General features: G+C 71.6%; 14 protein-coding genes. 3 read left to right on the top strand and 11 right to left on the bottom strand.

Translation table 11 applies throughout. The features are described 5' to 3' along the window. Positions 1-229: 229 nt before the first annotated feature. The 4 genes from ACZ59A_RS12870 to ACZ59A_RS12885 form a co-directional block, all read right to left on the bottom strand. Complete coding sequence (locus ACZ59A_RS12870; protein ID WP_470957247.1) at positions 230-1,456, bottom strand: S8 family peptidase; 1,227 nt, start codon at positions 1,454-1,456, stop codon at positions 230-232. 113 nt (positions 1,457-1,569) lie between these two features. Beyond that, on the bottom strand, positions 1,570-2,385 hold the full coding sequence (locus ACZ59A_RS12875) for a pectate lyase (protein WP_470957250.1): 816 nt from the start codon (positions 2,383-2,385) through the stop codon (positions 1,570-1,572). Positions 2,386-2,514: 129 nt separating this feature from the next. Continuing rightward, on the bottom strand, positions 2,515-3,306 hold the full coding sequence (locus ACZ59A_RS12880; RefSeq protein WP_470957253.1) for a pectate lyase: 792 nt from the start codon (positions 3,304-3,306) through the stop codon (positions 2,515-2,517). A gap of 43 nt (positions 3,307-3,349) precedes the next feature. Beyond that, positions 3,350-5,299, bottom strand: coding sequence for a rhamnogalacturonan lyase (locus tag ACZ59A_RS12885; RefSeq protein ID WP_470957256.1), 1,950 nt, complete (start codon positions 5,297-5,299; stop codon positions 3,350-3,352). 140 nt (positions 5,300-5,439) lie between these two features. On the opposite strand from ACZ59A_RS12885, the gene glgP reads away from it, so the two are divergent. Further along, the gene (gene glgP, locus ACZ59A_RS12890) at positions 5,440-8,070 is read left to right on the top strand and encodes an alpha-glucan family phosphorylase (RefSeq protein ID WP_470957259.1); all 2,631 of its coding nucleotides are present in this window, start codon (positions 5,440-5,442) and stop codon (positions 8,068-8,070) included. Positions 8,071-8,073: 3 nt separating this feature from the next. Here the strand turns inward: glgP and ACZ59A_RS12895 are convergent, their stop codons facing one another. Beyond that, positions 8,074-8,766, bottom strand: a complete 693-nt coding sequence (locus tag ACZ59A_RS12895; protein WP_470957261.1) for a hypothetical protein — start codon at positions 8,764-8,766, stop codon at positions 8,074-8,076. 385 nt (positions 8,767-9,151) lie between these two features. On the opposite strand from ACZ59A_RS12895, the gene ACZ59A_RS12900 reads away from it, so the two are divergent. Continuing rightward, positions 9,152-10,693 carry a substrate-binding domain-containing protein gene (locus tag ACZ59A_RS12900; RefSeq protein WP_470957264.1) on the top strand — a complete coding sequence of 514 codons (1,542 nt, stop codon included), beginning with the start codon at positions 9,152-9,154 and terminating at the stop codon, positions 10,691-10,693. A 75-nt stretch (positions 10,694-10,768) separates the two neighbouring features. Here ACZ59A_RS12900 and ACZ59A_RS12905 read toward each other — a convergent pair whose 3' ends face one another. The 3 genes from ACZ59A_RS12905 to ACZ59A_RS12915 all read right to left on the bottom strand — a co-directional run bounded on the left by ACZ59A_RS12905 (position 10,769) and on the right by ACZ59A_RS12915 (position 16,659). Beyond that, complete coding sequence (locus tag ACZ59A_RS12905) at positions 10,769-12,355, bottom strand: M4 family metallopeptidase (RefSeq protein ID WP_470957267.1); 1,587 nt, start codon at positions 12,353-12,355, stop codon at positions 10,769-10,771. 153 nt (positions 12,356-12,508) lie between these two features. Next, complete coding sequence (locus ACZ59A_RS12910) at positions 12,509-14,149, bottom strand: M4 family metallopeptidase (RefSeq protein WP_470957914.1); 1,641 nt, start codon at positions 14,147-14,149, stop codon at positions 12,509-12,511. A gap of 278 nt (positions 14,150-14,427) precedes the next feature. Next, complete coding sequence (locus ACZ59A_RS12915) at positions 14,428-16,659, bottom strand: M4 family metallopeptidase (protein WP_470957917.1); 2,232 nt, start codon at positions 16,657-16,659, stop codon at positions 14,428-14,430. 365 nt (positions 16,660-17,024) lie between these two features. Here ACZ59A_RS12915 and ACZ59A_RS12920 point away from each other — a divergent pair, with 365 nt between their 5' ends. After that, entirely contained in the window at positions 17,025-17,528 is a 504-nt protein-coding gene (locus ACZ59A_RS12920; RefSeq protein ID WP_470957270.1) for a DinB family protein, read from the top strand. Between the two features lie 10 nt (positions 17,529-17,538). Here ACZ59A_RS12920 and ACZ59A_RS12925 read toward each other — a convergent pair whose 3' ends face one another. From ACZ59A_RS12925 to ACZ59A_RS12935, 3 genes are read right to left on the bottom strand one after another with little or no spacing between them, the layout of a single operon-like run. Further along, on the bottom strand, positions 17,539-18,786 hold the full coding sequence (locus tag ACZ59A_RS12925; protein WP_470957272.1) for a hypothetical protein: 1,248 nt from the start codon (positions 18,784-18,786) through the stop codon (positions 17,539-17,541). Between the two features lie 51 nt (positions 18,787-18,837). Continuing rightward, positions 18,838-20,706 carry an ABC transporter ATP-binding protein gene (locus tag ACZ59A_RS12930; RefSeq protein WP_470957276.1) on the bottom strand — a complete coding sequence of 623 codons (1,869 nt, stop codon included), beginning with the start codon at positions 20,704-20,706 and terminating at the stop codon, positions 18,838-18,840. Next, positions 20,703-22,538, bottom strand: a complete 1,836-nt coding sequence (locus ACZ59A_RS12935; protein ID WP_470957279.1) for an ABC transporter ATP-binding protein — start codon at positions 22,536-22,538, stop codon at positions 20,703-20,705. The genes ACZ59A_RS12930 and ACZ59A_RS12935 overlap by 4 nt, the downstream gene beginning before the upstream one ends. Between the last annotated feature and the right edge of the window lie 37 nt (positions 22,539-22,575).

A 22,575-nucleotide genomic window follows, 5' to 3' on the forward strand; every position in this document is an offset into this window, starting at 1 on the left:
TGTCCGCGTTCACTCTGGTGGGCGGATGGGGTCGGCCATGGGGGGCGCGTTCGGGAAGCCTTCCCACCGGACACCGGGAGACAATCCGGGTTCCCGTTAACTACCGGTTCGTAACGCGGGGTACATGGCTCAGCCCCGCGCGTATCCGTGCGGGGCTGATGATATGACCGTAATCGTGGGTGCTGTCAGGTGCTCCGTCAGTCAGATGTGGTGTCGGTCAGATGCGGTGTCAGCCGCCCACCCGCAGCAGCCGGTTCGGCGAGCCGCGCCCCGCGCCCCGTACCGCGCCCTTGGTCGACTCGGCCGCGAGCGCCGCGCCGACCTGGGCCGGGGTCGCCGCGCGGTGGGCGGCGAGGTAGAGCGCCGCCGCGCCCGCGACGTGGGGCGCTGCCATCGACGTGCCCGACAGCGTCGCCGCCGCCGTATCGCTCGTATACGACGCCGAGACGATCCGGTCGCCCGGCGCGAACAGGTCGACCGCCGGGCCCCAGTTGGAGAACGGCGAGCGGCGGTCGGCCCGGTCCGTCGAGCCCACCGTGATCGCCTGGGGCACCCGGCCCGGCGAGAACGAGCCCGCGGACCGGTCCGCGTTGCCCGCCGCGACCGTGAAGGTGAGACCGGCGCGCACCCCGGCCCGAACGCCTGCGTCCCACTCCGGCACCGGCCCCGCGACCGCCGACCCGAGGCTCAGATTGACCACCGACGGCTTACGGGCGTGCTTCAGCACCCAGTCCAGCCCGGCCAGCACCTCCGCGCTGGTGCCCTCGCCCCGGTCGTCCAGCACCCGCACGGCGACGACCTCCGCCCGCTTCGCCACCCCGTACTGCGCACCCGCGGCGGTCGCGGCCACATGGGTGCCGTGGCCGTTGCCGTCCTGCGCCACCGGGTCGTCGTCCACGAAGTCCCAGCCGGAGCGGGCCCGGCCGCCGAAGTCCCGGTGACCGGTGCGCACTCCGGAGTCGATGACGTAGATGGTCGTACCGCGTCCGCCTCCCGACGGTGCCGTATACGCCCCGTCCAGCACCCCGGCGGGCTGATCGACCCGGTCCAGACCCCACGACGGCGGATACGCCTGGGTGCGGGGGGCGGCGGCGCTGGCGGCGGCGGTGGCGCGCAGCGACACCTCGGCGTCCCGGGTCACCGAGGCGACTCCCGGGTCCGCCGCGAGCCGCCTCGCCTGCGCCTCGTCGGCCCGCACGGCGAAGCCGTTCAGGGCCCTGCTGTACGTATGGCGCACCGTCGCCCCGTACCGCTCGACGATGCCTCTGCCCCGCCCGGACGACGCCGACGGCGCCCCCGCCCCCCGGTGCAGCGTCACGATGTAGGTGTGGTGCGCCGCCGTGTCCGCGCCCGTGCCCGCGGCCTGTGCGGGCAGCGCCCCGCCCGCCAGCACCACCGCGGCGGCGGCCAGCGCCCGGGCCGTTCGGCGGCGGCCTCTGTTCCTCCTGTGCACCATGGACGATCCCCTCCCCGATGCGGAGCGCCAGGGTCTCGTGGGCACGGGACCCCGACAAGTGCGCATCGAGGGGGGCCCACCGCGCGCCGCGCGCGGTGGGCCCGTTCCCGCGCCTACTTGTAGGAGATGTCGGACTCCTTGTAGAGGCAGGTCTTGCCGTCCGGGCCGGAGCCGGTCTCCTCGGGCTCCTCACCGGTGTCGTTGCCCTTGAAGCGGACGCACGGGTCGATCTTCTTCTTCGCATCGCCGATGATCGTGACGTTGCTGAGCTTCGCGGTGTCCCCGAAGTTCTCGTTGACGCCGACCAGCGACTTGCCCGGAGCGGTCACCTCCACGCCGTCCACCACCACCGCGCGCTTCTGCTGCTTGGAGCAGTTGCCGCACGAGCGGTAGAGCTTGCCGAAGTCCTGTACGGCGAAGTCGCGGATGGTGAGCGTGCCGCCGCCGTTGTGCTGGAAGACCTTGTCGTCGGCCTTGCGCGCGCCACCGCCCTTGACCGTGTACGTGGCGTTAGCGCCGCCCAGGAAGGTGGCGGCGTCCTCGCCGACGTCCTCCCACCAGACGTTCTGCAGCGTGCAGCTGCCCTCGCAGTGGATGCCGTCGGCGGCGGGGGAGCCGATGACGACGTTCTTGAGCGTGGCGCCGTCGGCCAGTTCGAACATCGCGGGCTGGCCCTCGTCCTGGCCGCCGTCGCCGAGTTCGCCCTCGCCGATGTAGCGCCGCATCTCGCCGTCGACGACTCCGGAGATCTTCTGGGTCGAGCTGACCGGCTTGTCGTCACCGGGGGTGGGCCACTCGGCGGACGCCGAGGCCGAGGAGAGCAGCGTCCCGGCCGTGATCGCGCCGAGGGTGAGGGCGGCGGCGCCGAGGCCGCCGATCAGGGCGCGCTTGCGGGCGGTGGGACGCGGTCTGTGGTGCTGCCGTGCCATGTGTATCCATTCCGTGGGGGGAGTGGGGGGATCATGTACGCCCTGAAGTCGCCACCGCCCCGGGAGACGTTGCCGCCCGGCCCGTAAAAGTTCACGGACCAAGCGGCGGACCTCACCTGCGCGCGCCTGCTACTTGTAGGTGATGTCGGAGCTGCTGTACTTGCAGTAGGTGCCGTCGGCGTTGCTGCCGTTCTTCGTCGGCTCCTTGCCGGTGTTGTTCCCGATGTACTTCTGGCACGGGACGATCTTCTTGCTGCTGTCCCCGACGATCGTGACCTTGCGCAGGGTCAGCGAGTCGCCGTAGTTGGTGTTGATCCCGCCGATGACCTTGCCCGGCGCGGTGATCTCGGTGTTGGTCACGTTGATCGTGCGCTTGTACTGGCTGGAACAGTTGCCGCACGAGCGGACGAAGGTCGAGAAGTCCTGTCCGGCGAAGTTGGAGATGTTGAGCGTGCCGCCGCCGTTGAACTGGAAGATCTTGTCATCGGCCTTGCGGGCGCCGCCCCCGATGACGTTGTACGTCTTGCCGGTGCCGCGGAAGGTGGCGGCGTCCTCGCCGACGTCCTCCCACCAGACGTTCTGCAGCGTGCAGCTGCCCTTGCAGTGGACGCCGTCGGCGGCCGGGGCGCCGATGATGACGTTCTTCAGGGTCGCGCCGTCCGCCAGCTCGAACAGCGGGCCCTGGTCCTCGTCCTGGCCGCCGGTGCCGAGGTCGCCGGAGCCGTAGTAGCGCTTCATGCCGCCGTCGGTGGTCCCGCTGACCGGGATCGTCTTGGTGACCGCCTGCGGGCTGCCGCTGGGCGAGGGCCAGGTGGCGGCCGACGCGGCCGACAGGGAAAGGCCGGTGGTGATCGCGCCCGCGGTGAGGGCGATGGCGCCGAGGGCGCCGCCGATCGCCCGCCGCCTCATGCGTAACTCCATGTCACAGCTCCTTGTGCGGAAGGGGATGTACGGGGGTGGTGCGTCAGGGGGTGGTGATGGTCGGCCGCGGAGGGGTCGCCATCTTGTTGCCGATGAAGAAGCTGGGGTGCGGAGGCTGGTTGTAGGCGGTGTTCTGCCAGGCCAGCGCCTCGCGGTACTGCCGGTCGTGCAGCAGCGTGGTGATCCGCCGGTCGGTCTCGTACGGCGTGGAGTAGATCCGCAGCGCCTTGTTGTCGCTGGTCGGCCAGATCACTTCCTCGCGCCAGTCGCCGAGGATGTCGCCGGACAGCGACGGGTTCGCCTTGGTGCCGTTGTTGGAGTGCACCCCGGAGGCGGTGAGCTGCCGGGTCTCGCCCGACGTGCCGTACTTGTCGATGCGCGTACCGTCCAGCAGCTCGCGCACCGGGTCGCCGTCCCACCAGGACAGGAAGTTCATGGACGACGGCTTACGGCCCTTGGTGGCGCCGGAGGCCGAGCGGATCTCGCCGTCCTTCGCGGACCACATCTCGGCGCCGTCGTTGCCCGCCCAGATGTCACCGGCCACGCCGCGCCCGTTGTCGCCGCTGGCCGGGGTCGACCACAGCACCTGGCCGGTCCTGGCGTCGGCCAGGTACGAGGACGGCTTGGAGGAGTCCTCGTCGACCTTGAAGTACTCCAGGCCCGCCCGGGACGGGTCGAGGTCGCCGAGGTGGGCGGCGTCGCCGTGGCCGTTCTTCGTCGTCCAGAGCCCGGAGCCGTTGTCGTCCACCGCCATCGAGCCGTAGACGATCTCGTCCTTGCTGTCGCCGTCCACGTCGCCGATCGCCAGCGCGTGGTTGCCCTGCCCGTCGTAGCCCTTGCCGCTGTTGGTGGAGCTGTTCGTGTCGAACGTCCACTTGCGGGTCAGCTGGCCGCCCTTGAAGTCCCAGGCGGCGATGACGGTGCGGGTGTAGTAGCCGCGCGCCGCGATCAGGGAGGGCGTGGAGCCGTTCAGATACGCCGTACCGGCCAGGAAGCGGTCCACCCGGTTGCCGTACGAATCGCCCCACGAGGAGACCGTGCCGCGCGCCGGGACGTAGTCCACGGTGGACATCGCGGCGCCGGTGCTCCCGTTGAACATCGTCAGGAACTCGGGCCCGCTCAGCACATAGCCGCTGGAGTTACGGTAGTCGGCGGACGCGCTGCCGATCGTCTTGCCCGCGCCGTCGACCGTGCCGTCCGCGGTCTTCATCGCGACCTCGGCCTTGCCGTCGCCGTCGTAGTCGTACACCTGGAACTGGGTGTAGTGCGCGCCGGAGCGGATGTTGCGGCCCAGGTCGATGCGCCACAGCCGCTTGCCCTGCAGGGTGTACCCGTCCACGATCGTGTTGCCGGTGACGCCGGACTGCGAGTTGTCCTTCGCGTTCGTCGGCTGCCACTTGAGGACGAGATCGAGATCGCCGTCGCCGTCCAGGTCGCCGACGGAGGCGTCGTTGGCCTCGTACGTGTAGTCGGAACCGGCGGCCGGGGGCGAGATCGGGACATCGAGGTAGCCCGAGCGGAACGCGAGGGCGGCGGGCGAGGCGGCCTGCTCGGCGCCGTTCACCACGGCGCGCACCGTGTACGTCTCCGTGGCCGCCGCGCCCTTGTCGAGGTAGTTGGTCGAGCCCGTGACCGGGGACGCGTTGACCTTGGTGGAGCCGCGGTAGACGTTGAAAGCAACATTGGCCGGGTCGGTGGCGAGCCAGCGCCAGCTGACCAGGTTGTCGCTGCCCGAGCGGACGCTGACCAGGCCCCGGTCCAGCTTCTCCAGCTGGGCGGCCGCGGCCGCCTTGGCCGTCGCCCCCTTCGCCGCCGTCGCTCCCCCGGCCCCCGGCCCGGTCTCGGCCGCTCCCGAGACGCTCGCCAGACCGGTGACGGCCAGCGCGCCCGCCGCGAGCGCCGTGACCAGCGTCCGGGGGCGGCCGAGCCGCTCGCGCGCGGCGTGTCTGGGCGGGTGACCGGGTGCGGGCTGCGCTCTGTCCCGGATACGCACGGGGCCTCCAAGGCATGGGGGGATGTGAACGCCCCCTAGTGGTCGCCCTGGCCGGAAAGGTTGCCGCCTCCCGACCGAACTTCGCGGGGCTCGGTCGAAACAGCCGAAACAGGGGCGGGTCGGCCGCTACCGTCGAGGGTGTGAAGGCCATCCGTCGCTTCAGCGTGCGTCCCGTGCTCCCGGAATCCCTACGACCGCTCCACCGACTGGCGCGCAATCTGCGCTGGTCGTGGCATCCCGAGACCCGCGAGCTGTTCGAGGCCATGGACCCCGAGGGCTGGCGGGCGTGCGGCGGCGACCCCGTGCGGCTGCTGAGCGCCGTACCCGTCGCCCGGCTGGCGGAACTCGCCGCGGACCGCGCCTTTGTGCGGCGGCTCGGGGCGGCCGCCGAGGAACTGGACGACTATCTGACCGGCCCCCGCTGGTACCAGGGCCGCACGGCGGCCCCGGACGAGCCGGACCGTCCGGCCGGGGGCGGGTCCTCCCGGCTGCCCGATGCCGTCGCCTACTTCTCGCCGGAATTCGGCATCACCGCCGCCCTGCCCCAGTACTCCGGCGGCCTCGGCATCCTCGCCGGTGATCACCTGAAGGCCGCCAGCGACCTCGGCGTCCCCCTCATCGGCGTCGGACTGCTCTACCGCCACGGCTACTTCCGGCAGTCCCTCTCCCGCGAGGGCTGGCAGCAGGAGCAGTACCCCCTCCTCGACCCCAACGAGCTGCCGCTCACCCTGCTGCACGAGCACAAGCCCGGCGCGGGCATGGGCCGTCCCGCCAGGGTCACCCTCGCGCTCCCCGGCGGCCGTCCGCTGCACGCCCAGATCTGGCAGGCGCAGGTCGGCCGGGTGCCGCTGCTGCTCCTCGACTCGGACGTGGAGGGCAACGCCCCCGGTGAGCGCGATGTCACCGACCGGCTCTACGGCGGCGGCAGCGAACACCGGCTGCTGCAGGAGATGCTGCTCGGCATCGGCGGCGTGCGCGCCGTCCGCGCGTACTGCCGTATCACCGGGCACGCCGAGCCCGAGGTGTTCCACACCAACGAGGGCCACGCCGGGTTCCTCGGCCTGGAGCGCATCCGCGAACTCATGGACACGGCGGGTACGGACTTCGACGCCGCCCACGAGACGGTGCGGGCCGGGACCGTCTTCACCACCCACACCCCGGTCCCCGCCGGGATCGACCGCTTCGACCGGGAGCTGGTGGTACGGCACTTCGGGGACGACGGCGAACTCCCCGGCATCGGCGTCGACCGGATCCTCGCCCTCGGCCGGGAGACCTACCCCGGCGGCGAGCCGGGCCTGTTCAACATGGCCGTCATGGGGCTGCGGCTGGCCCAGCGCGCCAACGGGGTCTCCACCCTCCACGGCCGGGTCAGCCGCGAGATGTTCGCCGGGCTGTGGCCCGGCTTCGACGCCGACGAGGTGCCCATCACCTCCGTCACCAACGGCGTCCACGCGCCCACCTGGCGCGCCCCCGAGGTCACCCGGCTCGGCGCCCGCCAGTTCGGCCATCTGCCCGCCGGGGAGCTGTGGGAGCTGCGCCGCACCCTGCGCAAGCAGCTCGTCGCCGAGGTACGGCGGCGGCTGTACGCGTCCTGGCGGCAGCGCGGCGCGGGCACCGCCGAACTGGGCTGGATCGACTCCGTCCTCGACCCCGATGTCCTCACCATCGGCTTCGCCCGCCGCGTCCCCTCGTACAAGCGGCTCACCCTCATGCTGCGCGACCGCGACCGGCTCACCGAGCTGCTGCTGCACCCCGAGCGGCCGGTCCAGATCGTCGTCGCGGGCAAGGCGCACCCGGCCGACGACGGCGGCAAGCGCCTCATCCAGGAGCTCGTCCGCTTCGCCGACGACGCCGGGGTGCGGCACCGCCTCGTCTTCCTGCCCGACTACGGCATGGGCATGGCCCAGAAGCTCTACCCCGGCTGCGACGTCTGGCTCAACAACCCCCTGCGCCCGCTGGAGGCGTGCGGCACCAGCGGCATGAAGGCCGCCCTCAACGGCTGCCTCAACCTCTCCGTCCTCGACGGCTGGTGGGACGAGTGGTACGAACCCGACTTCGGCTGGGCCATCCCCACCGCCGACGGCTCCGCCGTGGACGACGACCGCCGCGACGACCTGGAGGCGGCCGCCCTCTACGAGCTGCTGGAGAACCGGATCGCGCCGCAGTTCTACGACCGCGGCCCCGACGGACTCCCCGGCCACTGGATCGACATGGTGCGCCAGACCCTCACCACCCTCGCCCCCAAGGTGCTCGCGGGGCGCATGGTGCGCGAGTACGTCGAGCGGCTCTACGCCCCGGCCGCCCGCGCCCACCGCGCCCTCGACCCCGCCACGGCCCGCGACCTGGCCACCTGGAAGGCCCGGGTCCGCGAGGTCTGGCCCCGGGTGACCGTCGACCATGTGGAGACCCGGCTCACCCCGCCCGCCCCGGGCGGCGCCGCCGAACTCGGCTCCGCCCTCTCCCTCCGCGTCCAGGTCCGCCTCGGCGGCCTCGACCCCACCGACGTCGAGGTCCAGGCCGTCGCGGGCCGCGTCGACGAGGCCGACCACCTCACGGACACCGCCCACATCCCCCTCAAGCCCACCGCGGGCCCCGACGACGAGGGCCGCCACCTCTACGAGGGCCCCCTCGCCCTCGACCGCACGGGCCCCTTCGGCTACACCGTCCGCATCCTCCCCGCCCACCCCCTCCTGGCCTCCCCGGCCGAACTCGGCCTCACGGCCCTCCCGTCGGACTCCACCTCCGAGGCCGCCGGAGTCCTGATGCGGTGAGCGTCAGCGGCCCTCTCCGTCCGAGGACGACTCGGACATCGCCTCCAGGTTCTTGAGCGCCTTGGCGGAGAGCGGCTTCTTCCCGGACGCCGCTTCGCGGAAGGTCTGTGCCCCACCGCCCTGGGCCATCGGAAAGTCCTGTTCGAACTCGTCCGCCTCGACATACGGGTCGCCCTGCCTGGCCACGGCTGCGCGGTGGGCCTTGCCGGCTCCCGGGTACCTGAGTTCTTCGGACTGCGAGGTTCCGAAGAGCATGGCGGCGGCTCGCCGCTGCTCCTGGCTCATGCCGTCGAGGGTCTCTTGGTCCGGAAGCTTGCCCCGCAGGGCGTCCGCGACGAGTGCGTGGTGCTCCGCGTCCAGCTCCGGGACCATCTCGTTGTACTTGGTCCCGACGTGCCCGCTCCCCGGATACTGCGTCGTCTTGTTCGACACGACGTGGGGACCCGGGTCATTGGGCCGGCCCTTCTTCGCCGTGTAGGGGCCGAAAGGGGTCTTGATCTCCCCATAGGCGGGCGGTGCCTGACCGCGCTTCTCCGCCCGCTCATGGGCCCGCCGCAACCTGCTCAGCCCGTCGTTGGGCTTCTCTTCGGCCGGACCCTGGGGACTGCGCTGGACAGTCGGGGCCCGTCCGGAGGCCGCCACGACGGCCGCGTTGCCGGCGGTGCGCTGAAGGGCCAGTGCCTGATCCGGCGTCATCGGCCCCCCGGCTGCTGGCCGCGCCGCCTCGGGGCCGTTCGGGCGCGGTCGGCCCGGGGGCCGGTGCGCGTGTCCGGCTCGCGCGTCCGCCTCCGGGGACCGGTCGCGCTTACGCATCCACATCACCCTTCGTCTCTCCAGTACGCGCACCAGCCGGTCCGGTGCGCCGCCATTCTCCGGGGGAGCACGAGGCGGGGGCAGCGGCCGGGAGGGCGGTCTCGTGGGCATGATCCGCTGCTCGAACGGCCGTCCTCCGCGCAACCGAGAGCGGTGGCTGTTGAACGGACGACGAACAGTGCGGGATGTTTTGGCCATGGCCGCCCCATGTCCGATTTGGGACCGTACATTCGCCCCCCAAGACATGCGTCCGACGGGGGATATGGACATGGAGTGGCTGGAACAGCTGCTGGCTCCGGAGAATCTGCTGGCGCTCCTCGGTGTCGTCGTCACGCTCGGCGGGCTGTCGTACGAGCGGCTGATTCCGGGGCGCAAGCGCATCGGCTACCGCGTGCAGATGGACACGCTGATAGACGACAGCGCCGAGGACGGGCAGCTGCATCAGCGGCTGCGGATGCTGGAGAACACCCCGGATCTGGCCGGGGCCTCACTGGTGCTGCTGCGGATCGAGAACGACGGCTTCCGCAGCATCGACGCGGACGACTACATCACCGCGCCGTCGACGGAGCACCGCGGGCTCACCGCCACGTTCCCGAACCGGATCGTCCGGGACGTGGCGGTGACCGAGCCCAGCCACCCGGATCTGCTGCGGCATCTGCCGCAGCGGGGGACGGCGGGGACTCCCGGGCTGATCTGTCAGGGCCATGAGATCGCCCTGCCGCGGGTGCCGTTGAACAAGGGGGACCACTTCAAGCTGCTGGTGCTGCTGACGGGGGCCGGGACCGACAAGCCGCCGCATGTGGGCGGGCGCATCAAGGAAGGCCGGATCCGGAACAACGAGAAGTTCCGGCGGCCCAGCAACCGGGTGCTGGGGCTCATCGGGAGCCTGCTGGCCCTGCTGATCTTCCAGTCGTTCGGCGCGCAGCTGTGGCAGAAGGATCCGCTGCCGCGCGGGTGCGCCGGGGGATCGCTGACGGTCGTCGGCTCGACCGCGTTCAGCCCGGTGGCGCGGGATCTGGGCGCGGCGTACCAGAGCGACTGCCCCGGTGCCCGGGTCGAGGTGCGGGCCGAGGGCAGCGGGCGCGGTACCGGCACGCTGCGCGAGGCGGGGGAGGCGGCGAAGGGCGGGTTCCCCTCGTACCTCGCCTTCTCCGACGGTCCGGACGGGGAGGACGACCCGAAGCTCAAGGAGCACCTGGTGGCGCTGTCCGTCTTCACGATGGTGGTGAACAAGGACGTCCGGCTGCCGGATCTCTCGCTCCGGGAGCTGCGCTCGCTCTACTCGGGCCGGATCACCAACTGGAAGCAGCTGCCCGGCGGCCCCGATCTGCCGGTGCGGCTGGTGAGCCGGGACGCGAAGTCGGGGACGCGCGGGGTGTTCGAGGACCGGGTGCTGGGCGGCAACGAGATCTCGCGGACCTCCGACAACTGCCGGACCCCGAACTTCGCCAGGGACACGGTCGTCCGCTGCGAACTCGACAGCACCCAGGAGGTGCTGAAGACCGTGGCCCGCACCCCGGGCGCGATCGGCTACGCCGAACTGCGCTCCGCCGAGGGGAGCGCCGCCGGGGGCGAGGTCCGGCTGCCGCGGCTGGACGGGCGGATGCCCTCCATCGAGGCGGTGCGGACGCGGACGTACCCCTTCTGGGAGCCCGAGTACGCGTACACCTACACCCGGCCGCCCGCGAACTCCCTGACCTCGAAGTTCCTCGACTATCTGGCGGGCGACACCGGACGGAACGTCATCGAGACCCACGGCCATCTGCCGTGTTCGGTCCCCGAGAACCAGCGGGCGTGCCAGGCGGGTTGAGGCGGGGACCGCTTCCGGCCGGGCGGGTCACGGGACCCGCCCGGCCGGACGTCATCTCAGGGCGTCAGCCGAACGTCACTTGACGTTGACGCCGCCCCAGGCGTTGTTGACCGTCTTGTACTCGGTGCTGTTCGCGCCGTACAGCTTCTTCGCGGCGTTGAGCGTCGCGGTGCGTGCCTTGGCGTAGTTGGTGGTCGAGGTCATGTACGTGCTCAGGGCCTTGTACCAGATCTTCTCGGCCTTGGCGCGGCCGATGCCCTTCACGACCCGGCCGTCCTTGGTCGGGCTGTTGTACGTGACGCCGCCGATCACCTTGCGGCCACTGCCCTCGGCCAGCAGGTAGAAGAAGTGGTTGGCGATGCCGGAGGTGAAGTGCGGGTCGTCGTCGCCGACGCCGCTCTTCCAGTAGTCGTAGGACAGCCCGTCCTTGCTGGGCTTGTCCATGTAGCGCAGCGGGGTGCCGTCGCCGTTGATGTCGATCTTCTCGCCGATGAGGTAGTCGCCCGGGTCCTTGGCGTTCTTGGAATAGAACTCGACGGCGGTGCCGAAGATGTCGGAGGTGGCCTCGTTGAGGCCGCCCGACTCGCCGCTGTACTCCAGGTTCGCGGTGGCCGAGGTGAGGCCGTGGCTCATCTCGTGGCCCGCGACGTCCAGCGAGGTGAGCGGCTTCTTGTCGCCCTCGCCGTCCCCGTAGGTCATGCAGAAGCAGTCGTCGTCCCAGAAGGCGTTGACGTATCCCGTGCCGTAGTGGACGCGGGAGTAGGCGGCCTTGCCGTTGTTCTTGATGCCGTTGCGGCCGAGGACCTTCTTGTAGTAGTCCCAGGTCATGGCCGCGCCGTAGTGGGCGTCCACGGCGGCGGTCTGGGCGATGGTCGGCTTGCCGTTGCCCCACACGTTGTCGGGGTCGAGGAACGCCGACCCCTTGCCGCTCTCCTTGTGCTTGAGGTTGTACGTCTGGTGGCCGCCGCGCGCGGTGTCCTTCAGCAGCCACTGGCTGCCGCTCTTGACCGAGCCGACGGTCACCTTGCCGTTGTGCTGGCCGGTGCCGGTGCCGTTCTCGATGGCCTGGTACTCGTACAGCTTCTTGCCGCTGTCGGCGTCCGTGACGACGTGCAGCCGGTTCGGCGTGCCGTCCTTCTGGAGGCCGCCGATGACGGTTTCGTACGCGAGGACGGGCTTGCCGGAGGCGGCCCAGATCACCTTGCGCGGGGCGCGCTCGGTGGTGGCGCCGGTGACGTCGGCGGCCTTCGCGGCGGCCAGGGCGGTCCGCTGGGCGCCGGAGGCGGCGAAGGAGGCGCGGGTGTCGGCGACCTTGATGTCGGCGTCGGTGGCCTTGGTGACGCCGTCCTTGGCGCCGCTCGGCGTCTGGTGGACGATCAGGTCGCCGCCGAGGACGGGCAGTCCGTCGTAGGTGCGCTCGTAGCGGGTGTGGGTGGAGCCGTCGGCGTCCTTGACGACGTCACGGACGATCAGCTTCTCCTTGCCGCCGAGCCCGAGGGCCTTGGCGGTGTCGGACTTCGGAGTGGCCGCGCCCGCGGGGGCCGCGGTGGCACCGGCGGCGAGCAGGGAGGCGACCAGGGTGGCCGCACCGGCGGCGAGGGCGGTACGCGAGCGTCTGTGACGGGATATACCGGATATGGCAGACGTCGAGCGTGAATCCACGCGTATCTCCTGTTGTCATGGGAGGTTGGCCGACGTATCGGCCAACCGGGCAAAGATGTGACTTTGCTGTGAAGAAAACATACCGGTGCCCGGGGCGTGAACCCCGGGCACCGGCACTGTGTTGTGCGTTACGCATCGGTAACGCCTGTGGTTCTACTTGACGTTGACCCCGGCCCAGGCGGCTTCCACGCCCTTGGTCTCGGCGCTGTCCGCCCCGTAGATGTCGTTCGCGGCCTTCACCGTGGCCTCACGCGCGGCGTGGTAGTCCGTGGTGGAGGTCATGTACGTGGTCAGGGCCTTGAACCAGATCTTCTCGGCCTTGTCCCGCCCGATGCCCTCGACCTTCTTGCCGTCGGAGGTCGGGCTGTCGTACTTGACGCCGCCGATCTCCTTCGCGCCGCTGCCCTCGGACAGCAGGTAGAAGAAGTGGTTGGCGACCCCGGAGGAGTAGTGCACGTCGAGGTCGCCGACGCTGTCGGACCAGGCGTCCGCGGACTGGCCGTCCTTGCTGGGCTTGTCCATGTAGCGCAGCGGGGTGCCGTCGCCGTTGATGTCGATCTTCTCGCCGATGAGGTAGTCACCGGCGTCGGTGGAGTTCTTGGCGTTGAACTCGACCGAGGTGCCGAAGATGTCGGAGGTGGCCTCGTTGAGGCCGCCGGACTCGCCGCTGTACTCCAGGCCCGCGGTCTTGGAGGTGACACCGTGGGTCATCTCGTGCGCCGCGACGTCGAGGGCGGTCAGCGGGGCCTTGTTGCCCTCGCCGTCGCCGTACGTCATGCAGAAGCAGGAGTCTTCCCAGAAGGCGTTGACGTAGCTGTCGCCGTAGTGGACGCGGGAGGTGGCGGCCTTGCCGTCGCCGCCGATGCCGTCGCGGCCGTGCACCTTCTTGTAGTAGTCCCAGGTCGTGGCGGCGCCGTAGTGGGCGTCCACGGCGGCGGTCTGCGGGTCGTCGCCCTTGCCGTTGCCCCAGGCGTCGTCCTCGTCGGTGAACGCCTTGCCCTCGCCGTCCTCCTTGTTCTCCAGGTTGAGGGTCTTGTGGCCGCCGCGGTCGGCGTCGGTCAGGGTGAAGCCGCTGCCCTCCTTGGAGGTGCCCAGCTCCACCTTGCCGCTGTACTCGCTCTGGCCGCTGCCGGTTTCGACGCCCTGGCGCTCGTAGAGCTTCTTGCCGGTGGCCGCGTCGGTGATGACGTGCAGCTCGTTCGGGGTGCCGTCCTTCTGGACGCCGCCGACGACCGTCTCGTACGCCAGGACCGGCTTGCCGGTGGCGGCCCAGATCACCTTGTGCGGGGTCTGCGCCTTCGCCTGCGTGCTCTTGTCCGCCTCGGCGGCCTTCACCGCGGTCCGCGCGGCCCCGCTCGGGGCGGCCTCGGCCTTGGTGGTGGCGACCTTGACGGTGGCCTTGGTCGCCTTGCTGACGCTGTTCACCTTGCCGCTTCTGGCCTGGTGGACGATCAGGTCGCCGCCGAGGACGGGGAGTCCCTCATAGGTGCGGTCGTAGCGGGTGTGGGTGGTGCCGTCGGCGTCCTTGATGACGTCCTTGACGACAAGCTTCTCCTTCGCGCCGAGGCCGAGGGTCTTCGCCGTGTCGGCCTTGGTGGCGTTCGCGTCGCGCAGCAGCTCCGCGCGGGCGGACGCGCTGAGCTTGGCGGGCTGGGCGCCCGCCCTGGCGTCCGCGTCGGCCGGTGCGGCGCCGGCCGATCCGGTGGTCAGCCCGGTGGCCAGCAGCGCCGCGGTGGCGACAGCGGCACCGGCGGCGATGGCCGAACGGCGCTTGCCGCCACCGGATATGGGCATGCTGAAGGTCTTGCTCACGCTAACTCCCTCGTTGCTGTGGGGGGTCAGTGCCGGGCAGCGGCGGACCGCGGCACGGCACTGAACAAGAGGTACTGGTGCGTAATGCGTGGGCAGACTGTCATACAAGCCGCGGACATGTCACGGGTTTCCTGGCGGGTCTAGCCGAATTTGTTCATGGAAACGCAGGGCCGCGCGGGGGAAAACATGGAGACGCCGCCAGGAGGAGTCGGGTCACCCCTGGCGGCGTCTGGTTCTGAGCAAACTTCGCTGACGCTATGTCAGAAGGTCATCTTCCAGCCATTGATCGTGCCGGAGTCCGACGCGTAGACGTCCTGGACCTTCAGGTTCCAGGTGCCGACGGCCGTCTCGGAGGAGGCGTCCACGGTGTACGTGGCCTTCACGTCGTCCGCCGAGTCGAAGATGCTGGAGCTCTTGAGCCGGTAGGCCGTACCGTCCGGGGCGATCAGGTCGATCACCAGGTCGCCGCGGTAGCTGTGGGTGATGTCCACGGTCACCTGGAGGGCGGACGGGGCGTTCCCGGCCCGGCTCACGGTGATCGGCGAGGTCACGGCGTTCCCGCCGTCCGGAATGGCGACGTCCGTGGTGTTCTCGAAGACGTTGCCGCCGGTGGTGTTGACGGTCCAGGTGAACGACGCGGTGCCGGTCTCGCCCGCCGAGTCGGTCACCGTCACGGTCACCGCGCTGGAGCCCTCGGTGGTCGGGGTGCCGGAGATCAGGCCGGTGGCGGAGTCGAGCGCGAGGCCCGCGGGAAGCCCGGTGGCCGCGTAGCTCAGCGCGCCCGCGTTAGAGCTGGTGGCCTTGATCTGCACGCTGGTGGCCTGGCCGACGATGCTGGTCTGGTCGCCGGGCGGGGTGACGCTGACGCCGTCGACGATCCGGGACCCGACGTTGACTCCGGCCCAGGCGTTCGCCACCGCGTTGTACTGGGCGCTGCCCTGCCCGTACAGCTCGCCCGCCGCCCACAGCGTCGCCTCGCGCGCGGCGGCGTAGTTGGTGTTGGACGTCATGCGCTGGCTGAGCGCCTTGAACCAGACCTGCTCGGCGGCGTCCCGGCCGATGCCGGTGACCGCCAGCCCGTCGGAGGTCGGGCTGTTGTAGCTGACGCCGTTGATGACCTTGGCGCCGCTGCCCTCGGAGAGCAGGTAGAAGAAGTGGTTGGCGACACCGGACGAGTAGTGCACGTCCACGTTGCCGACGCCCGAGTACCAGCTGTCCTTGGACGCGCCGTCCTTGCTGGGCTTGTCCATGTAGCGCAGCGGGGTGCCGTCGCCGTTGATGTCGATCTTCTCGCCGACGAGGTAGTCGCCGACGTCGGACGCGTTGTCCGCGTAGAACTCGACCGCCGCGGCGAAGATGTCGGAGGTGCCCTCGTTGAGGCCGCCGGACTCGCCGCTGTAGACCAGCTTGGCGGTGGCCGCGGTGACGCCGTGGCTCATCTCGTGCGCCGCCACGTCGATCGAGGTCAGCGGCTTGGCGTTGCCCGAGCCGTCGCCGTAGGTCATGCAGAAGCAGGAGTCCTGCCAGAAGGCGTTGACGTAGCCGCTGCTGTAGTGGACCCGGGAGTACGCGCCGACGCCGTCGCCCCGGATGCCGCTGCGGCCGTGCACGTTCTTGTAGTAGTCCCACGTCTCGGCGGCGCCGTAGTGCGCGTCGACCCCGGCGGTGGCGGTGTCGGCGGTGGTGCCGCTGCCCCAGACGTCGTCGGCGTCGGTGAACAGGGTGCCGGTGCCCGAGGTGCCGCGGTTCAGGTTGTACGTCTTGTGGCTGCCGCGGCCCGTGTCGGTCAGGCTGTACGAGCCCGAGCTGCCCGAGGTGCCGAGGGCGACCTGCCCGCTGTACTGGCTGTTGCCGGTGCCGTTCTTGACGCCCTGGTACTGGAACAGCTTCTTGCCGGTGGCCGCGTCGCTTATGACGTGCAGCTCGTTGGGCGTGCCGTCCTCCTGGAGGCCGCCGACGACGGTCTCGTACGCGAGCGTCGGCGTGCCGTCCGCCGCCCAGATCACCTTGCGCGGCGCCCGGTCGGCCCCGGTCTTCCGCGAGCCCTCCGCCTTCGCCGCCTTCACGGCGGCCTGCTCGGCGGTGGCGGGCTTGACGGCGGCCGTGGTCGTCGCGACCGTCAGCCGGGCCTTGGTGGACTTCGTGACCGTCTCCACCGCGCCGCCCTTGGCGCGGTCCACGACCAGGTCGCCGCCGAGGACGGGGAGCCCGGCGTAGGTGCGCTCGTAGCGGGTGTGGGTGGTGCCGTCGGCGTCCTTGACGACGTCCCTGACGACCAGCTTCTCCTGCGAACCGAGGCGCAGCGTCTTCGCGGTGGCGGCCTTCGCGGAAGCGGCGTCGGCGGCGCGGATCAGCGAGGCGCGGGCCGCGGGGGACAGCTGCGCGGGCAGCGCCCCGGGCCGTGCCTTGGCGGCCATCGTGCCGCCCGCGGCGGTGGTGGCGTCGCCCGCGCGTGCGGTCGCGGGACCGGTCTGGACACCGACGACGATCATCGCGGCGGCGGCCACCAGGGCGCCGGTCGCGGTGGCGCGTCGGTGGGATCTGTGCGGTCTGAGGTGCCGTTGGGGGAAGGGTCTCACGCTGACTCCTTCTGCGCTGGCCGCGCGCTGGCACGGCCGTCCGGGCAGGGCATGGCGGAGCAGGTGGTACGGCGTGGGGGGTGGCCCGGGGCGATGAGCTGTGCAATCGCAGCACCCCGGTCGGGGGAAGAGTGCCATCATTGGACTCAACCTGTCAGGAGCGCGACAACAAGTTGACCGGAAAGCGTCCGTTGACACGTGTGCTGTATCCGCATACCGGATAGGAAAGTTCACTCCGAGCCACGCCCGGTGTCGGCACCGGCTCGTACCCTCATCGCATGACCGAGCCGCCCCACTCCCTCACCGACACCCGCGAGATGCTCGACGCCTACCTCGACTACTACCGGTCCGTGGTCCTGCGGAAGCTCGACGGGCTCTCCGAGACCGAGCTGCGCACCAGCCGACTCCCCTCCGGCTGGACCCCGCTGGAGCTGCTGCGCCACCTGACCTTCGTCGAACGGCGCTGGCTGCGCTGGGGCTTCCTCGGCGAGCCGGTGGACGCCCCCTGGGGCGACCGAGGCCCCGACGACCGCTGGCACGTCCCCGACGGCCTCCCGACCGCCGAGGTCCGGGCCCGGTTCGAGGAGCAGTGCGCCTGGTCGCGCGCGGCCGTCGCGGGCATACCGCTGGACCAGCGAGCGCGCACCGGCGGCCGCTTCCCCACCGAACCCGACGCCCCCGCCCTGGGCTGGATCCTCTTCCACCTGCTCCAGGAATACGCCCGCCACGCCGGACAGCTCGACGTCGTACGGGAACTGGCGGACGGCGCGACCGGGGAGTGACCGGCCCCGGTCAGCCCAGCAGTTCCCGCCGCCAGCGCCAGGCGAGCGCCAGACAGGCCCGCCCGGCGGGCAGGGTGTCCTCGTGGGCGGCGTACCCCAGCACGTTGTCCTCGGTGAAGGGGATGCCGCGATAGCCCTCGCGGGCCCGGGTGCCCACGACGAGGACACCTTCCTCGTTGCGGTCGCCCATCGCCGCGAAGATCTCGTCGAACGCCGCCGCGTCCCAGACGCACACCAGGCAGAACTCCGGCTTCCAGGTCAGCGGGTCGAGCCCGAGCCCCAGGAACCGGACCCGGACCCGGCCGGTGCGCAGCGCCTCCTCGAAGCGGGCGTAGGGCCCGTCGTGCGCGTAGTCGAGGGTCACCCCGCCGCTTCCGGTGGCATCGGCGGCGCCGAGGAACTCCTCTGCGTACTCGCGCATGGTGGTCCGCCACAGGTCCAGATCGGACTGCCAGACGGGCAGCACGTCCGCGTGCGGCTGGAACTCCCCGGCGGGGGCTACATGGGTGGTGTCCATGGCCACCGCGACCTTCCCGGCCTCGCGGCGGTGCAGGAAGAAGTACGGGTCGTCGCCCTCGACCCGGATCGTCAGCGCGCTCACCCCCGGCAGCGCGGAGCGCCGGTCCAGCGCGAAGGGGTCCATGAGCGCGCGGCGGTACGGCCCGCTCAGCGCCCTGGCCCCGGCCCCGCCCCTGAGGTGGCGCAGCGCCTCCTCGTACGCGAGCGACTCCGTGGTGTCGAGGCCGTCGAAGTAGTGGCCGAGCGTGAAATCGAGGGCGAACCCGTCCTCGGGGCGGTCCGCGGGCGGCGGCGTGACCTCCAGCAGACGGTAGGAGGGGCCGTTGAACCAGACGCCGGGCCGGTCGAACGCCTCGATCGCGGCCGAGTAGCTCTCCAGAGGCCGCGCCCCGGTGTCGCGCGGCCAGTACCGCAGCAGCTCCTTGCGGCGGACGGTGGGCCGCTCCTGGGGCCGGGCCTCCCGCAGGGTCATGCGGACCGCGTCCAGCGGGAGCGGCCGGTCCGGCACCCAGCCGGGCCGGGTGAGCAGGGCGAGCTCCCGGTCCGCCCGGTGCTCCGTCTGGTGCGCCACGCACGCGGCGCTCAACTGGGCGCGCTGCGACTTGAGATGGCGGCGCGCCTCCGCGAACAGGGCGGCGCTGCGCTCCCGGCTCGCCATGCGCTGCGGCGCCCAGGCCAGCGCCGCGGCCACGATCGCCACCAGCAGCCCGGCGGCACCGATCGCGGTCTCCAGCTCCATTGACCGTCCCTCCCCCCGTGGACCGGGCCATTCAACCAGGTCGGCGCCGCGTCAGACGAGGCTGTCGCGCCATGCCTGGTGCAGGGCCGCGAAGCGGCCCTCGCCCGCTATGAGGGCGGCGGGGGTGCCGTCCTCGACGATGTGGCCGTCGGCCATGACCAGGACCCGGTCGGCGATCTCCACCGTGGAGAGGCGGTGGGCGATGACGACGGCGGTGCGGCCGCGCAGGACCGTGTCCATGGCGCGCTGGACGGCGCGTTCGCCCGGGATGTCGAGGGAGGACGTGGCCTCGTCGAGTATGAGGACGGCCGGGTCGGCGAGGAGTGCGCGGGCGAAGGCGACCAGTTGGCGCTGGCCCGCGGAGATCCGGCCGCCGCGCTTGCGCACATCGGTGTCGTAGCCGTCGGGCAGGGCGGCGATGAAGTCGTGCGCGCCGATGGCCTTGGCGGCCTGCTCGACGTCGGCGCGGGTGGCGTCGGGGCGGCCGATGGCGATGTTGTCGGCGACCGTGCCGGAGAACAGGAACGCCTCCTGGGTCACCATGACCACCCCGCGGCGCAGTTCGGGCGTGGCCAGGTCGCGCAGGTCGACGCCGTCGAGCAGCACCCGGCCGTCGGTGGGGTCGTAGAAGCGGGCGAGCAGCTTGGCGAGGGTGGACTTGCCCGCGCCGGTCGCGCCGACCACGGCGACCGTCTGCCCGGCGGGCAGGGTGAGGCCGAAGCGGGGCAGCACCTCGCCGCCGGTGCGGTAGGCGAAGCGCACCCCGTCGAAGACGACCTCGCGGCCGGGCGTGAGGGAGGGGCGCGGCGGCAGGGGCCGCGGGTCGGCCGGTTCGGGAACCGAGGGCCGCTGGGCCAGCAGGCCCGCGATCTTCTCCAGGGAGGCGGCGGCGGACTGGTAGGAGTTGAGGAACATGCCCAGGCGGTCGATCGGGTCGTACAGCCTGCGCAGGTAGAGCGCCGCCGCGGCCAGCACCCCCAGCTCCAGATCGCCCGCGGCGACCCGGTAGGCGCCCCACAGCACGATGACGGCGACCGCCGTATTGGCGATCAGCCGGGAGCCGATGACATAGCGGGCCATCTCCAGGATCGCGGTCCCGTTGATCCGCTGATGGCGGCCGTTCAGCTCGTCGAACCGGGTGTCGTTGGCGCGCTCGCGGCGGAACGCCTGCACCGGGCGGATGCCGTTCATGGTCTCGGTGAAGGCGACGATGACCGCGGCGGTGGCAGTCGACCGCTTGCGGTAGACGCGCATCGACCGGCGCTGGAAGGAGCGGATGAGCAGATACAGCGGCCAGAAGGAGAGCACGGCCGCGCCGCCGAGCCCCCAGTCCAGATACAGCAGGGTGATGGCGATGTAGACGACGGACAGCGCGATGCCGAGCAGCTCCTCCAGCCCCTCGGTCATCAGCTCCCGCAGCGATTCGACGTCCGTCGTGGCGCGGGAGATGAGCCGCCCCGAGGTGTACCGCTCGTGGAAGTCCACGCTGAGGACCTGGGCGTGGCGATAGATCCGGCCCCGCAGGTCCAGCAGCACGTCCTGGCTGATGCGGGCGGAAGAGCGGATGAACGCGAACTGCAGGGCCCCGGAGGCGAGCGCGCAGCCCGCGTAACCGGCGCCGACGGCGAGGAGCGGGCCGTGGTCGCCGTCCCGGAAGGCGGGCACCGCGCGGTCGATGGCGAACGCGACGAGCAGCGGGCCCGCCTGCACCGCGGCCTGTTGCAGCAGCAGAAGGACGGACGCGAGCCAGACGCGGGCGCGGCGCGGGGCGAGCAGCGAGCGCAGCAGGGAGAAGGAGGCGCCCTTGGGGGTGGGCAGCACATCGTGGTCGAAGGGGTCGTCCGCGGCCGGGACCGCTGCCGCTTCCCCGGCCGTGTTCTCCGTGGCGTCGTTCTCCGTGGCGTCCTCGGCCGTCGTCATGGGCCGTCCTCCCCGTCCTCGCTGTCGTGCGCGCCGTCCTGTCCCGACATCAGCACCCGGTAGGCGGCGCTGTCCCGCAGCAGTTGGTGGTGGGTGCCGACGGCGGTGATACGGCCCTCCTCCAGCAGCGCCACCCGGTCGGCGAGCAGCACCGTCGACGGCCGGTGCGCCACGACCAGCGCGGTCGTGGTCGCGAGGACCTGCCGCAGCGCGGCCTCCACCCGCGCCTCGGTGTGCACGTCCAGCGCGGACAGCGGGTCGTCCAGCACCAGGAAGCGCGGTGCGCCGACGACGGCGCGGGCCAGCGCGAGCCGCTGCCGCTGCCCGCCGGACAGGCTGAGCCCCTGCTCGCCCACCTCGGTGTCGGTGCCCTGCGGCAGGGCGTGCACGAAGTCGGCCTGCGCCACCTTCAGGGCGCGCGCCAGCGCCGCCCGGTCCGCGCCGTCCGCGCCCATCAGCACGTTCTCACCGGCCGTCGCCGAGAACAGCGTGGGCTCCTCGAAGGCGACGGCGACGAGGGCGCGCAGCTCGTCGCGGGGGAGCGCGGCGATGTCCCGCCCGTCGAGGGTGATCCGCCCGCGCGTCACCTCGTGCAGCCGCGGTACGAGGGCGGTGAGCGTGGTCTTCCCGGAACCGGTCGCGCCGACCAGCGCCATGGTCTCGCCGGGCCGGATGTGCAGGTCCACCCCGCGCAGCACGGGCGGGGCGGCCGCAGGAGCGTCGTCGTACCGGAACTCCACGCCCTCGAACCGCATCCCGCCCTCGCCCCGCTGCCGGGGCAGCACGGCTCCGGCAGCCGGACTGTCGGCCGCGTCCGCCGGGGTGGCGTCCATGACCTCGAAGAAACGGTCGGTGGCCGTCGCCGAATCCTGGCTCATCGCCAGCAGGAAGCCCAGCGACTCCACCGGCCAGCGCAGGGCCAGGGCCGTGGACAGGAAGGCGACGAGCGTGCCCGCCGAAAGGCCGCCGTCGGCGACCTGGATGGTGCCGAGGACCAGCGCCGCGCCGATCGCCAGCTCCGGCAGGGTCATGATCAGCGCCCAGATGGTGGCCAGCATCCCCGCCTTGCGCAGCTCGGTGGCCCGCACCCGCTCCGACAGGGTCCGGAATGCGCGGGCCTGGCTGCGGTGGCGGCCGAAGCCCTTGACGATACGGACGCCGAGCACGCCCTCCTCGACGACCGTCGTCAGATCGCCGGTCTGGTCCTGAGCGGTGCGTGCCACGGACGCGTAGCGCGTCTCGAACAGCGAGCAGAAGATCATCAGCGGTACGGCCGGGACCAGGAGCACCAGCCCCAGCGTCCACTCCTGCGCCAGCAGGATCGCGAACCCGACCAGGATGGTGACCCCGTTGACCACCAGGAAGGTCAGCGGGAAGGCCAGGAACAGCCGCAGCAGCATCAGATCGGTCGTGGCCCGCGAGAGCAGCTGCCCGGAGGCCCAGCGGTCGTGGAAGGACACCGGCAGCCGCTGGAGATGACGGTAGAGAGAGGCCCGCATCGAAGCCTCGACGGACGCCAGCGGCCGCGCCACCAGCCAGCGCCGCAGCCCGAACAGCCCGGCCTCGGCCAGTCCGAGGGCGAACAGCAGCGCACCGCCCAGCCACACCCCGCCCGGGTCGCGGCCGGCGACCGGCCCGTCCACCATCCACTTGAGGACGAGCGGGATGAGCAGGCCCAGGCAGGAGGCGACGACCGCCACCGCGGCCGCCGTGAACAGCCGGGCCCGCACCGGGCGCACATAGGGCCACAGGCGCAGCAGGGAGCGCGTGGCGGAGCGGTGCCGCGGGGCGGCTCCGCCCTCCTGGGCCCGGGGTGTCGTCGTCACAGCCATCAGTGGCGAGACTACGGTCCGCCACCGACAGCGCTCA

The organism is Streptomyces sp. NPDC040405, assembly GCF_055595765.1.